10 protein-coding genes and 1 tRNA gene are annotated in these 12,644 nt (G+C 59.8%); 8 read left to right on the forward strand and 3 right to left on the reverse strand.

Features of this window, described 5'->3' with window-relative positions; all coding sequences use genetic code 11:
• Together dppD and CPter91_RS08965 are read left to right on the forward strand one after the other, a co-directional pair.
• Entirely contained in the window at window positions 1–1,038 is a 1,038-nt protein-coding gene (dppD, locus tag CPter91_RS08960; RefSeq protein WP_061939443.1) for a dipeptide ABC transporter ATP-binding protein, read from the forward strand.
• Window positions 1,035–2,039: a peptide ABC transporter ATP-binding protein gene (locus CPter91_RS08965; RefSeq protein WP_082792715.1), complete on the forward strand. Its 1,005-nt coding sequence runs from the start codon at window positions 1,035–1,037 to the stop codon at window positions 2,037–2,039. Before dppD ends, CPter91_RS08965 begins: the two co-directional genes overlap by 4 nt.
• Before the next feature lie 7 nt (window positions 2,040–2,046).
• Here the strand turns inward: CPter91_RS08965 and CPter91_RS08970 are convergent, their stop codons facing one another.
• A complete protein-coding gene (locus CPter91_RS08970) occupies window positions 2,047–3,450 on the reverse strand; it encodes a sigma-54 interaction domain-containing protein (protein WP_061939445.1) in 1,404 nt (467 codons plus the stop codon).
• A 226-nt stretch (window positions 3,451–3,676) separates the two neighbouring features.
• Here CPter91_RS08970 and CPter91_RS08975 point away from each other — a divergent pair, with 226 nt between their 5' ends.
• The 6 genes from CPter91_RS08975 (at window position 3,677) to CPter91_RS09000 (ending at window position 11,755) form a co-directional block, all read left to right on the forward strand.
• Entirely contained in the window at window positions 3,677–5,743 is a 2,067-nt protein-coding gene (locus CPter91_RS08975) for an oxidoreductase (RefSeq protein WP_061939447.1), read from the forward strand.
• A 54-nt stretch (window positions 5,744–5,797) separates the two neighbouring features.
• Window positions 5,798–6,985: a M20 aminoacylase family protein gene (locus CPter91_RS08980; RefSeq protein WP_061939449.1), complete on the forward strand. Its 1,188-nt coding sequence runs from the start codon at window positions 5,798–5,800 to the stop codon at window positions 6,983–6,985.
• A 31-nt stretch (window positions 6,986–7,016) separates the two neighbouring features.
• On the forward strand, window positions 7,017–8,639 hold the full coding sequence (locus tag CPter91_RS08985; protein WP_061939451.1) for an ABC transporter substrate-binding protein: 1,623 nt from the start codon (window positions 7,017–7,019) through the stop codon (window positions 8,637–8,639).
• Window positions 8,640–8,882: 243 nt separating this feature from the next.
• The gene (gene serS, locus CPter91_RS08990; RefSeq protein ID WP_061939453.1) at window positions 8,883–10,184 is read left to right on the forward strand and encodes a serine--tRNA ligase; all 1,302 of its coding nucleotides are present in this window, start codon (window positions 8,883–8,885) and stop codon (window positions 10,182–10,184) included.
• Between the two features lie 147 nt (window positions 10,185–10,331).
• Window positions 10,332–10,421 (forward strand) — tRNA-Ser (locus tag CPter91_RS08995).
• Window positions 10,422–10,588: 167 nt separating this feature from the next.
• Window positions 10,589–11,755: a tyrosine-type recombinase/integrase gene (locus tag CPter91_RS09000; RefSeq protein ID WP_061939454.1), complete on the forward strand. Its 1,167-nt coding sequence runs from the start codon at window positions 10,589–10,591 to the stop codon at window positions 11,753–11,755.
• On the opposite strand, the gene CPter91_RS25620 is transcribed toward CPter91_RS09000, so the two are convergent.
• A complete protein-coding gene (locus tag CPter91_RS25620) occupies window positions 11,682–11,879 on the reverse strand; it encodes a helix-turn-helix transcriptional regulator (protein ID WP_082792717.1) in 198 nt (65 codons plus the stop codon). The two genes, CPter91_RS09000 and CPter91_RS25620, sit on opposite strands and share 74 nt — an antisense overlap.
• A complete protein-coding gene (locus CPter91_RS09005; RefSeq protein ID WP_061939456.1) occupies window positions 11,876–12,538 on the reverse strand; it encodes an ASCH domain-containing protein in 663 nt (220 codons plus the stop codon). The genes CPter91_RS25620 and CPter91_RS09005 overlap by 4 nt, the downstream gene beginning before the upstream one ends.
• Window positions 12,539–12,644 lie beyond the last annotated feature (106 nt).

A 12,644-nucleotide genomic window follows, 5' to 3' on the forward strand; every position in this document is an offset into this window, starting at 1 on the left:
ATGGCATTGCTAGACATTAAACAGCTGCGGGTCGAATTCGGCTCGACGGCAGCACCGTTCACCGCGGTGGACGGCCTCGACCTGAGCATCGAAGCCGGCGAAGTAGTCGGTATCGTCGGTGAATCCGGTTCCGGCAAGAGTGTCACATCGCTGGCCTTGATGGGTTTGATCGACTACCCCGGCCGCGTCAAGGGCGAGCGCATGGCCTTCGACGGCCGCGACCTGCTGACCATGCCGGAGAAGCAAAGGCGCGGCCTGCTGGGCAAGGACATCGCCATGATCTTCCAGGATCCGATGACTAGCCTCAACCCGTCCTTCACGGTGGCGTACCAGCTGATGGAAACCCTGCGCGTGCACCAGGGCGGTTCGAAAAAGGAATTGCGGGCCAAGGCGCTGACCTTGCTCAAGCAGGTCGATATTCCCGATCCGGAACGCCGGCTGGACGCCTATCCGCACCAGCTGTCCGGCGGCATGAGCCAGCGCGTGATGGTGGCGATTGCGATCGCCTGCAATCCGCGCCTGCTGATCGCCGACGAGCCGACCACGGCGCTGGATGTCACGGTGCAGGCGCAGATGCTGGATCTGCTGCTGCAACTGCAGCGCGAGCGCGGCATGGCGCTGATGCTGATCACGCATGACCTGAGCGTGGTGGCGCAGACTGCCCAGCGCGTGATGGTGATGTATGCCGGTCAAGTCGTAGAGACTGGCCGCGTGCCGGATATCTTCAACGCCCCCAAGCACCCTTATACACAGGCGTTGCTGGCGGCGCTGCCCGAACACAATATCGGCCGCGCCCGCCTGCAGACCATTCCCGGTGTGGTGCCGGGCCAGTACGATAGGCCGACCGGTTGCCTGCTCAGCCCGCGCTGCGCCTATGCGCAGGACCGCTGCCGCGAGCAGCGTCCTGAATTGCTGGGTGCGCCGCAGGAACAGGTACGTTGCCATTTCCCGCTCGACCAAGAAGGCCGCCCGGGCAATGGCTGGTCGGAGATTTCTCGCAACAAGCCTGAAGCCATTTCAAGCATTGGGGCTGCATGATGATGAATGCCAATATGAATGAAATCGCTAGCCCGGTAGTCCTGCTGGAAGCCAAAAACCTGGTCAAGCACTACAGCGTATCGCAGGGTTTGTTCAAGCCTAAAGCCACTGCGCGCGCACTGGATGGCGTGTCCTTCGCCCTGCAACCGGGCAAGACGCTGGCGGTGGTGGGCGAGTCCGGCTGCGGCAAGTCGACCCTGGCGCGCCAGATCACCATGATCGAACCGCCTACCGGCGGCGAGCTGTGGATGGATGGCGCCAATATCGCCGACGCCGACCATGCCACCCTGAAACGGGTGCGGCCGCTGGTGCAGATGGTTTTCCAGAATCCCTACGCCAGCCTGAATCCGCGCAAAAAGGTCGGCCAGATGCTGGAAGAGCCGCTGATCATCAACACCGGATTGAACAGCGCCGAGCGCGCCGAAAAAGCGCGCGCCATGATGGCCAAGGTCGGCTTGCGGCCGGAACACTATAGCCGCTATCCGCACATGTTTTCCGGCGGCCAGCGCCAGCGAGTGGCGATCGCCCGCGCCCTGATGCTGGATCCCAAGGTGATCGTGGCCGACGAACCGGTCTCGGCGCTGGACGTTTCGATCCAGGCGCAAGTACTGAACCTGCTGATGGATCTGCAGCAGGCCAGCGGGGTCGCCTATCTGTTCATCTCCCACAATTTGTCGGTGGTGGAACATATCGCCGACGAGGTGCTGGTCATGTATCTGGGCAAGACTGTCGAACACGGCAGCAAGCAGCAAGTGTTCAGCCGACCGCTACACCCTTATACCAAGGCGCTGCTGGCCAGTACGCCGCGCATCGATCCGGCGCAGCGCCAGCAAAAGATGATGCTGCCGGGCGAGTTGCCGTCGCCGCTGGCGCCACCGCCTGGCTGCAGCTTTAACAACCGTTGCCCGCATGCGATCGAGCGCTGCCGGCAAGAAGTGCCTGCGCTGCGTTCGTTCGACGGCAGGCTGGTGGCATGCCATCGACTCGAGGAAATCAGCTGACGGCTATTCAACGTGCGTTGCGATGGACTGGGATGTTGTGTTTCTTCAGTTTGTACTGCAGGGTTGCGCGCGGGATGGCGCAACGGCGGGCTACTTCGGACAAGCTGACATGCTCTTTGAGCAAGCCTAGCAGTAGCGTTCTTTCGTAAGTAGAAAGCATGTCGGCCAGCGATAGGCCGCGGTCTTCCTCCTGCGTATCTGGGGCCGCTGCCGTTGATGCCGGCGTGCTGTGCCCTGGTTGCGGATCAGCCGCCTCCTGATCTGTCCATATGCGCTGGAGTTCGTCGCCGGTCTCGCAAAAAATCAGGCTGCGCTGCATGACGTTTTCCAGCATCCTGACGTTGCCCGGCCAGCGGCAAGCCTGAAGCTGCCGCATGGCGGCAGGGGCGATGCGCTTGACCCGTCCGCCGGTGATGGCGCGATGCTTGTGCAGGAATGCTTCTGCCAGCAGGGGAATGTCGCCTGGCCTTTCCCTGAGCGCTGGAATCGACAACTGTCCGACATTCAGCCGATACAGCAGATCGGGGCGCAATTTCCCGGATGTAGTCATTTGCTGCGGCGTTTCATTTGCCGCGGCGATAACGCGCAGACTGACCTGGATTTCCTTGTTGCTGCCGACCCGGCTGAATCTGCCATCCTGCAACACGCGCAGCAGTTTGCCTTGCGCTGGCCACGGCAGGGAGTTCAGCTCATCGAGAAACAGGGTGCCCGAATCCGCTGTCTCGATCAGGCCTTGCCGTTCCTGGGCGCCGGTGAAAGCGCCGCGGGCGCTCCCGAACATGATGCTTTCAAACAGGCTTTCCGGTAGCGCCGCGCAGTTCAGGACGACAAACGGCGCTGCAGCGCGCTGGCTGCGCTGATGCAACAGGCGCGCGACAAGCTCCTTGCCGGTCCCGGTCTCGCCGCATATCAGCAGGTTGACACCTGCCTTTCCAAGCGCTTCGGCCTGGCGTATCAAGCCCTGCATGGCTGCATCCTGGCTGACGATGCCATGTGCTGCTGGCCCGTCCGGGCCAGCGCCTGCATCAATCTCCTCGTCCACCGGATGCTTCAGGTCGCGGGCAACTTCGACCGCACCGACTATCGATCCGCGCCTGTTGTGCAAGGGCAGGGTGGTGTGGATTTGTTGCACCAGCCGGCCCTGCGCATTGACAAAGGCCTGGAACGCGCCGGTGTAGCGCTTGCCGTAGTGCAGGGCTTGCAGCAGGGTGCTGCTTTGCGCATCCATCGCGGGATAGATATCGAGCAGGGGATGGCCGACTGCCAGCTCCGCCGGATAGGCGTCGATCTTCGCGCTTTCCTGGTTGTAATAGACATAGTTGCCATCGCTGTCGATGACGGCGACCGGCTGCGGCATGGCATCGAACAGGTGGGAAAAAATCGCTAGTGCGCTAGCTAGTTCGGTATCCAAGGGATGCGCTCCATGATCGATAGGTAGGGGGCAAGAATGACGAAATTTTAACAATTCGTCAATTTTTCGTAAAAACGGCCAAAAGCCGGCGCCTGGCCCGAAATCGATTTTCTTGATAAATCATGGGGTTATCACGCATTCCGTTTTGGCATAGAAGCTGCAATGGTGAGAACGATGTTGTCGCCAACTGGCGGCAGCCGACGTTATCTGATTGAAGGCAGCCCGCATGCGTGATTCGCGTTTTGACATTTTGTTTGAGCCGGTGAAGATCGGGCCGGTCACGGCCAGGAATCGTTTTTTTCAGGTGCCACACTGCAACGGTATGGGCTGGACCCAGCCGCGCGCCCTGGCCGAGCTGCGCAAGGTCAAGGCGGAAGGCGGCTGGGCCGTGATCTGCACCGAGGAAGTGGAAATCCATCCCAGCAGCGATTGCTCACCTTTCAACGAGGGCCGCTTATGGGGAGACGAAGATATTCCGGCGCTGCAGCTGATGGCGGATGCGGTCCATGAATACGGCTCGCTGGCCGGCATCGAACTGCTGCACAAAGGCATGTCGAGCGCCAATTTCACTACGCGCGAAATCCCGCTCGGTCCGTCGCATCGCCCGGTGACCAGCAGCGCACCGATGCAGGCGCGCGCCATGACCAAGGCCGACATCCGCGCACTGCGGCGCTGGCACCGGGAGGCCGCATTGCGGGCCAGGCGCGCCGGCTTCGATGTCGTCTACGTCTACGCATCGCACGATCTGTCGCTACCCTTCCATTTTCTGCAAAAGCGCAAGAATGACCGCATCGACGAATACGGCGGCTCGCTCGAGAATCGGGTGCGCCTGCTGCGCGAGCTGATCGAAGATACGCTCGATGCAGTGGGCGACAGCTGCGCAGTGGCGGTGCGGCTCGGCGTCGACGAACTGCTGGGGCCGGATGGCGTGTCCTGTGAAGCCGAGGGGCGCGATGTGGTCGGCCTGCTGGCCGAACTGCCGGACCTGTGGGACGTGAATGTGAGTTCGTGGGCCAACGACAGCGCCACCTCGCGTTTCAAGCAGGAGGGCTATCAGGAGGAATATGTCTCCTTCGTCAAGCAGCTGACCAGCAAGCCGGTGGTCGGCGTCGGCCGTTTTACTTCGCCGGACGCCATGGTGAGCCAGGTGCGGCGCGGGATCCTCGATTTCATCGGCGCTGCCCGGCCGTCGATCGCCGATCCGTTTTTGCCGCGCAAGATTGAAGAAGGGCGCATCGACGAAATCCGCGAGTGCATCGGCTGCAATATCTGCGTGTCTTCGGATCATACCAATTCCAATCTGCGCTGCACGCAGAATCCGACCATGGGTGAAGAATGGCGGCGCGGCTGGCATCCGGAAATCATGCCAGGCAAGACCGATGAGGGTTCGGTGCTGGTGGTCGGCGCCGGTCCCAGCGGCCTGGAAGCGGCGCTGGCCGCCGCCAGGCGCGGCTATGAAGTGACGCTGGTCGAGGCCGGCAGCGAGCTGGGCGGGCGGGTGGTGCTGGAGTCGGGCCTGCCCGGCTTGCGCGAATGGTTGCGGGTCCGGGATTGGCGCGTGACGCAGTTGCAGCGCATGGGCAACGTCGACATTTACCGCGGCAGCAAGCTTACCGCTGCCGATGTGCTTGAATTCGGCGCTACCCACATCGCACTGGCCACCGGCTCGTTCTGGCGCCGCGATGGCGTCGGACGCGCCAACGGCTTGCCGGTTCCGGGTTTCGACCGCCACAACGTCAGGACCCCCGATGAACTGATGCGTGGCTATCAGCCGCAGGGGCCGGTGGTGATCTTCGATGACGACCATTACTATATGGGCGGCTTGCTGGCCGAGCAGTGCGCCCTGGCCGGCAACCGGGTCACCCTGGTCACTCCGGCCGCGCAGGTGTCGGCATGGACTACCGATACGCTGGAAGCTGTGGCGATATTGCGCCGCTTGCTGACGCTGGGCGTCGAGGTCCATACCTACAGCAATCTCAAACAGCTCAGCGCGACAGCGGTCATGATCGAATGCCAGCTGACTGGAAAGCAGCGGGAAATTGCCTGTTCGGCCTTGGTCAGCGCGACTGCCCGCTTGCCCGTCGACGAGCTCCATTCTGCGCTGTCGGGGCTAGAGGGGGAGCTGGCGGCAGCGGGGAATCGCAGCCTGTGCGCGATCGGCGACGCCTTCGGCCCCGGCACCATCGCCGCTGCCGTCTATCAAGGGCATCGCTTTGCGCGCGAGCTCGGCAATCCGGCGGGCGAATCGAGCCGATTCAAGCGCGAACTTCCCATTATCCGGCAGGAACTGTGATAATCAGCGCCATTGTCTAACAAGCTAATCAGCAACATCATAGAGGAATCCTCCATGCAGCTTATTGATCTTCCCAATCTTGATCGTCTGGTGGCTTTGCGGCGCGATATCCATGCGCATCCAGAACTTGCTTATCAGGAGCATCGCACTGCGGAACAGGTCGCTGCTACGCTGGAAAGCTGGGGTATTGCCGTCACCCGCGGGATAGGCAAGACCGGCGTGGTGGCGACCTTGAGCAACGGCGCCGGCCGACGGGCGATCAGCTTGCGCGCCGATATGGATGCCTTGCCGCTGCAAGAAGAGAACACGATGCCGCATCGCTCGCGGCATGACGGCCGCATGCATGCCTGCGGCCACGACGGCCATACAGTGATGCTGCTGGCCGCCGCTTACCATTTGCACGCCACGCGGCAATTCGACGGTACCGTGAATTTCATTTTCCAGCCGGCCGAAGAAGACGGCGCCGGCGCGCTGGCGATGGTAGAAGACGGCTTGTTCGAGCGTTTTCCCTGCGACGCCATATTCGGCATGCATAACTGGCCGGGACTGGCAGTCGGTACTTTTGTCGCCGAGCCCGGCGGCCGCGAGGCGAGCTGCAGCGTGTTTACCATTACGGTGCGTGGCAAAGGCGGCCATGTCGGCACGCCGCATGTCACCACCGAAGCCTTGCTGGCAGTGGCGCAGATCACCACGCAAATCCAGCACATCGTGGCGCGCAATGTGGCGCCGACCGACCCGGCGGTCGTATCGGTTACCCGGCTGGAGGCCGACACCGCTTTCAATGTGATTCCGGACAGCGCCTGGCTGGGCGGTTCCGTGCGCACCTACGACGAGCACGTCCTGTTGCGCATCGAGCAGCGCCTGCGGGATATCGCTGCGCATGTCGCCCGCTCCTACGAATGCGATATGGAGTTTGTCTTCACCCGCGAAATGCCTGCAGTGATCAACGATCCTGCCGAAACCGCCAGATGCCGGAGGATTATCAAAGACTGGCTGGGCGAGCCGGCGCTGGTGGCCTTGCCGCCGCTGATGACGTCGGAAGATTTTTCATTCATGCTGAACCGCCGGCCCGGCTGCTACGTCCTGATCGGCAACGGCAATGACGAACATCGCCAACAGGATGCTGCGCTGGGACCGTGCGCCCTGCATAATCCGCATTACGATTTCAACGATGCCTTGATTCCATTAGGGGCCTCGTTTTGGGTACGTCTGGTGGAAGACTATTTGCCGATTCATAAATAAAATCAGAAATAAAATCAGAAAGAGACATGACATGCAAAAAACAATCAATAAAAGCATCAGGCTGATGACAGGAATCGGCGTGGCCGCATTGCTGTGCCTTGCCGCTAATGGCGCGCAAGCTGCCAAGACACTGGTGTTCTGCTCGGAAGGCAGCCCGGAAGGTTTCAATCCGCAGCTGTTCACCACCGGGACCACCTTCGACGCCTCGTCGGTGCCCTTGTACAGCCGCCTGGTCGCCTTTGAGCTGGAAACCACCAAGATCGTCCCGGCCCTGGCGCAATCCTGGTCGGTGTCGGATGATGGCTTGACCTATACCTTCAAGCTGCGCAAGGGCGTCAAGTTCCACAGCAGCGCCAAGTTCAAGCCGAGCCGTGATTTCAACGCCGACGATGTGCTGTTTTCCTTCAATCGCATGCTCGATCCGCAGCATCCTTTCCATCGTCTCGCGGCAGGCCAAAGCTTCAGCTTTTTCCTTGACATGGGCATGGAAAAAATCATCGACAAGGTGGAAAAGGCCGACGACTACACCGTCGTCTTCAAGCTGAAACACCCGGAAGCGCCGTTCATCGCCAACCTGGGCATGGACTTCGCGTCCATCCTGTCGGCCGAATACGCCGCCAACATGCAGAAGGCCGGTACACCGGATGTGATCGACCGCGAGCCGATCGGCACTGGTCCTTTCCAGTTCGTCTCCTATCAGAAAGATGCCGTGATCCGTTACAAGGCCTTCGATGCCTACTGGGATGGCCGGCCCAAGCTGGACCAGCTGATTTTCGCGATCACGCCGGATGCCTCGGTGCGCTATGCCAAACTCAAGGCCAACGAGTGCCAGGTGATGGCGTTTCCGAAGCCGGCCGATATCGAGCTGATGAAAAACGATCCGGCGGTCACCCTGTTGGCCAAAGAGGGCCTGAACGTCGGCTACATCTCCTTCAATGTCGAGAAAAAGCCGTTCGACAACAAGCTGGTGCGGCAGGCCTTGAACCTGGCCACCGACAAGCAGACCATACTCAAGACGGTGTACCAGAGCGGCGGCCAGATTGCCAAGAACGCGATCCCGCCGACGCTCTGGTCCTACAACAACAAGATCCAGGACTACCCCTACGATCCGGCCAAGGCCAAAGCCTTGCTGGCCAAAGCCGGCTATCCCAACGGCATCGAGATCGAGCTGTCCTACCTGCCGGTGACGCGGCCCTACAATCCGGACGGCAAGCGCATGGCCGAGCTGATCCAGTCTGACTGGGCCAAGATCGGCGTCAAAGCGACGCTCAACACCTACGAATGGACCGAATACCTGAAGCGCAGCAAGCAAGGCGTGCAACAGGCGATGATGTTCGGCTGGTCGGGCGACAATGGTGATCCGGACAATTTCTTCGCCACCTTGCTCGGTTGCGAAGCGGTGCGCAGCGGCGGCAACACCGCACGCTGGTGCAACAAGGATTTCGAAGCGCTGATCCAGAAAGCCAAGCTCAGCACTAGCCAGACCGAGCGCAGCAAGCTGTATGAGCAGGCGCAGGTGATCGCGCATGAAGAAGCGCCATGGATCCCGCTGGCGCACTCGCTGACGCATACGCCGATCCGCAAGCAGGTGATCGGCTTCAAGATGTCGGCGTTTGCGCTGCACGACTTCAGCAAGGTCGATCTGGGCAAGTAGGCGGGCAGGGTGCGGTCCCGGGAATCCATTTTCACTACCTTGCTCAGTAGTATGGATCCCCGCGTTCGCGGGGATGACGAAGTGGCTATGTGGGTTGTCACTCTTCAGTATCATTCACATCTCTACCGAGTTGCCTGAAATTAGTTGTGTTTTTAGTAATTCCATTCGATCAGATTGGCTGGCCGAGCACTGGCCGGGCTTGGTACAATGGCGGCTTATTCTTTCGTCCATTTACCTACGTCCATGATCGACATCCAACTTCTTCGCAAAGACATCGCCAGCGCCGCTGACCGTCTCGCCACGCGCAAATACAAGCTCGACGTCGCCAGCTTCAATGCACTGGAAGCCGAGCGCAAGCAAATCCAGACCCGCACCGAAGAATTGCAGGGCCAGCGCAACTCGCTGTCCAAGCAGATCGGTATGCTCAAAGGCAAGGGCGAAGACGCATCGGCTGTCATGGCAGAGGTCGCCGGCATCGCCGACGAACTGAAGGCCTCCGCCACCCGCCTGGACCAGGTGCAGGAGCAGGTCAGCACTTTCCTGCTGGCCGTGCCCAACCTGCCGCACGAATCGGTGCCGGTGGGCGCCGATGAAACCGCCAATGTCGAAGTACGCAAGGTCGGCACGCCACGCAGCTTCGATTTCGAAGTGCGTGACCACGTCGACGTCGGCGCCGCCCTCGGCCTCGATTTCGACGTCGCCGCCAAGCTCACCGGCTCGCGCTTCTCGGTCATGAAGGGCGGCATCGCCCGCCTGCACCGCGCGCTCGGCCAGTTCATGCTGGACACCCAGACCGCCGAGCACGGCTACACCGAATGCTATACGCCCTACATCGTCAACGCCGATTCGCTGCGCGGCACCGGCCAGTTGCCGAAGTTTGAAGAAGACCTGTTCGCGGTCAAGAAGGGTGGCCAGGAAGGCGAGCAAGCCGCCGACGCCGCCGCGCTGTACCTGATCCCGACGGCGGAAGTGCCGCTGACCAACATCGTGCGCGACGAAATCCTGGCCGGCGAAACGCTGCCACTGAAGATGGCCGCCCATTCGCCATGCTTCCGTTCGGAAGCCGGCAGCTATGGCCGCGATACCCGCGGCATGATCCGCCAGCACCAGTTCGACAAGGTCGAAATGGTGCAGATCGTGCATCCGGAAAAATCCTATGAAGCACTGGAAGAGATGGTCGGCCACGCCGAAAACATCCTGAAGAAACTCGGCCTGCCGTACCGCGTGGTATCGCTGTGCACCGGCGACATGGGCTTCGGCGCCGCCAAGACCTACGACCTGGAAGTCTGGCTGCCGGCACAGAACACCTACCGCGAAATTTCCTCGATCTCCAATTGCGAAACCTTCCAGGCGCGCCGCATGCAAGCCCGTTTCCGCAATACCCAGGGTAAGACCGAGCTGGTGCACACCCTGAACGGCTCCGGCCTGGCAGTCGGCCGCACCCTGGTAGCGATCCTGGAGAACTTCCAGCAGGCCGACGGCAGCGTGGAAATTCCGGCGGTGCTGCATCCGTATATGGGCGGCATCACCAAGCTGAGCGTATAAGTAGTTGATTTAACGCGCTTATTTTGTGCGTTAAAATGCGCAAAGGGGCAGTGATGGGGATGCAATAAAAAGCCTTCCCATTATCAAAAAAAGCCTGCTATAATCTTGCGCTTTGCTGCATTAAACACAGCAAGTCGACCGAAAACCGGAGAGGTGGCAGAGTGGTCGAATGTACTTGACTCGAAATCAAGCGTACGTTAAATCGTACCGTGGGTTCGAATCCCACCCTCTCCGCCAGTATATGTATCAGCAAGCCCCGCACAGTCCTTAAAAGTCTCTGCGGGGCTTTTGTTTATGCGGCTCTCCTGTCTTTCCCTCTCCCAAGCTGTCCCGTTCAGTTTTTGCTTATCTGACAGCTAATGTGGTATTTTATTGTGGTACCGACCACTGGATACCACACCACCATGCCTCTAACAGCAAAACAGGTTTCCGCAGCACAACCGAAAGACAAGCCCTACAAGCTGACCGATGCCAATCGGTTGTATCTATACGTTGCGGTTTCCGGCACGAAATCGTGGCGCTGCAATTACCTCGACGATGGCAAGGACAAGACAAAAACTTTTGGCCAGTATCCGACGATGTCGCTTGCCGACGCGCGTATGGCTCATGTCCAGTTTCGCGACGTCCAGGATACCCCTGCCAGTGACACTGCACCGACCTTCAAGAAGGTCGCGGAGGCTTGGTTGAAAATCAAATTACCGACCCTTTCAAATCCCAAGCACCAGCTCCAGGTTGCAAAGACCATAGAGCAATACGTATACCCGCATATTGGCGACAAGCCCATCGACCAGATCAAGCGCCAGGAACTGGTCAACATCGTGCGTCTTGTCGCCGAATCTGGTGTTGTGGAAACCGCTCATCGCGTAGCTGGCAGAATCAATATGGTATTTGACTATGCTCAGGATGCCGGGTTGATCGAGGCGCACGCCGCCAATGATCTGACCCGGGTGATCGAGCAGCGCAAACGCAAAAAGCCGATGCCGTCTATCCCGCCAGGTGAGGCGCCGGCGTTGTTCGCTGCCATTGCTACCTATGACGAGCCAGTCACGGAGCTGGGGCTGATGCTCATGGCGCATATATTTGTGCGTACCAAGGAGCTGCGTGTGGCGAAGTGGACGGAGATTAACTACGATGATGCGGTCTGGGTCGTGCCAGAAGACCGAATGAAGCTACGCAAGCCGCACGTTGTCCCGCTCAGCAAGCAGGCCATCAAACTACTGCGAGAACTCGCTGTATTGGCCGGGGAATCGCCATATATTCTAAATTCGCCACTTCGCTTTGGACACCCTGTCAGCGAGAATACGCTACTTTTTGCACTATACCGGCTCGGATACCGCGGGCGCATGACGGTTCACGGATTCCGCGCGCTGGCGAGTTCCGTGCTTAACGAGAAAACAGACTTCGATGCCGATGCCATCGAACGCCAGCTTTCCCACAAGGAGAAAGATGAAGTCCGGGCATCGTACAATCGCGCCGAGTATCTGGACCAACGCCGGATCATGATGCAGTGGTGGTCCGATTGGATAGATGCGCAATGTGTTCATCAAGGTCTGATCGGCGCCAGCGAGTAGCTGCGCCAATTTTGACAGGCCGGGGAGCTATGTTGTCTTTGACGTATCGCCAAAGAGTGGATACCCCGATTGATAAGTATTCAGCCGACTCGGCCGCTGTCAGTAACGGTTTGTTTATCATCATTGCACCAGGTCAGTAATACGTCGAAACTCCACAACCCACACCCACGGGTTTGCATCCCAGCTGCCGGTGCCGTAGAGGGACTCCCAGATGCGCCGATAATTTGCCAACTCTGGCGCCACTTTATAATCGAAGTCATAACACTCATAGAGGTACGTCTCAGCACCTTCCGCGCGGGCGTCGGCGCAGCTGATGTCATTCAAACGCTCGACGCGCACGTCGGTGATGTCCAGTAGGATGCGGCTGGCGGCGCGCGGCATGAAAATGGAAGGGCGGTTGTGCCATTCCGGTATAGGACCGTTGCGACGACTAGCGGAGAGTGCGGCGCCGTCAAACCGGTAGGCAAGCCCAAGATCAAGCGTCATATCGACAAAATGCCACTCGTCACGCTTCTTCTTGTCGCTGAATCTAGTTTCCCAGCGGCCAAAGGCGACGAAAGTCTCACGCACCCAGTGCCGATCGCCTGGCTGCCCGTAGGGGCACGGTCGCTTACTTTGCTGCAGCAAACGCAGCAGTGCGGCCGGATCACCGTCCCAGGGCAGGATTGCGCCGTCCGTGACCATTTTCGGTTGAGGATTGATGACTCGCCGGGTTTGTCCCTTCCGGTCGTCCAAGAGGGCACGCACCATGGCGCCGGAATATAGGATGGGTAGTTCTTTCATGGCCGTACCTTGATAGACGCAAGGGCTGCAAGACAGCGAGGGCAAGTTACCGCCTCGTTGTTGATCACCCATGTGGATGTTTTCATATTTATAGAGCGCGGCGATT

The organism is Collimonas pratensis (assembly GCF_001584185.1).
GTDB classification, from domain to species: domain Bacteria; phylum Pseudomonadota; class Gammaproteobacteria; order Burkholderiales; family Burkholderiaceae_D; genus Collimonas; species Collimonas pratensis.

Coding starts and splice junctions, on each gene's coding strand:
- CPter91_RS08985 (WP_061939451.1), top strand. CDS start 7,017: ATGCAAAAAACAATCAATAAAAGCATCAGGCTGATGACAGGAATCGGC.
- CPter91_RS08975 (WP_061939447.1), top strand. CDS start 3,677: ATGCGTGATTCGCGTTTTGACATTTTGTTTGAGCCGGTGAAGATCGGG.
- dppD (WP_061939443.1), top strand. CDS start 1: ATGGCATTGCTAGACATTAAACAGCTGCGGGTCGAATTCGGCTCGACG.
- serS (WP_061939453.1), top strand. CDS start 8,883: ATGATCGACATCCAACTTCTTCGCAAAGACATCGCCAGCGCCGCTGAC.
- CPter91_RS09000 (WP_061939454.1), top strand. CDS start 10,589: ATGCCTCTAACAGCAAAACAGGTTTCCGCAGCACAACCGAAAGACAAG.
- CPter91_RS08965 (WP_082792715.1), top strand. CDS start 1,035: ATGATGATGAATGCCAATATGAATGAAATCGCTAGCCCGGTAGTCCTG.
- CPter91_RS25620 (WP_082792717.1), bottom strand. CDS start 11,879: ATGATGATAAACAAACCGTTACTGACAGCGGCCGAGTCGGCTGAATAC.
- CPter91_RS08980 (WP_061939449.1), top strand. CDS start 5,798: ATGCAGCTTATTGATCTTCCCAATCTTGATCGTCTGGTGGCTTTGCGG.
- CPter91_RS09005 (WP_061939456.1), bottom strand. CDS start 12,538: ATGAAAGAACTACCCATCCTATATTCCGGCGCCATGGTGCGTGCCCTC.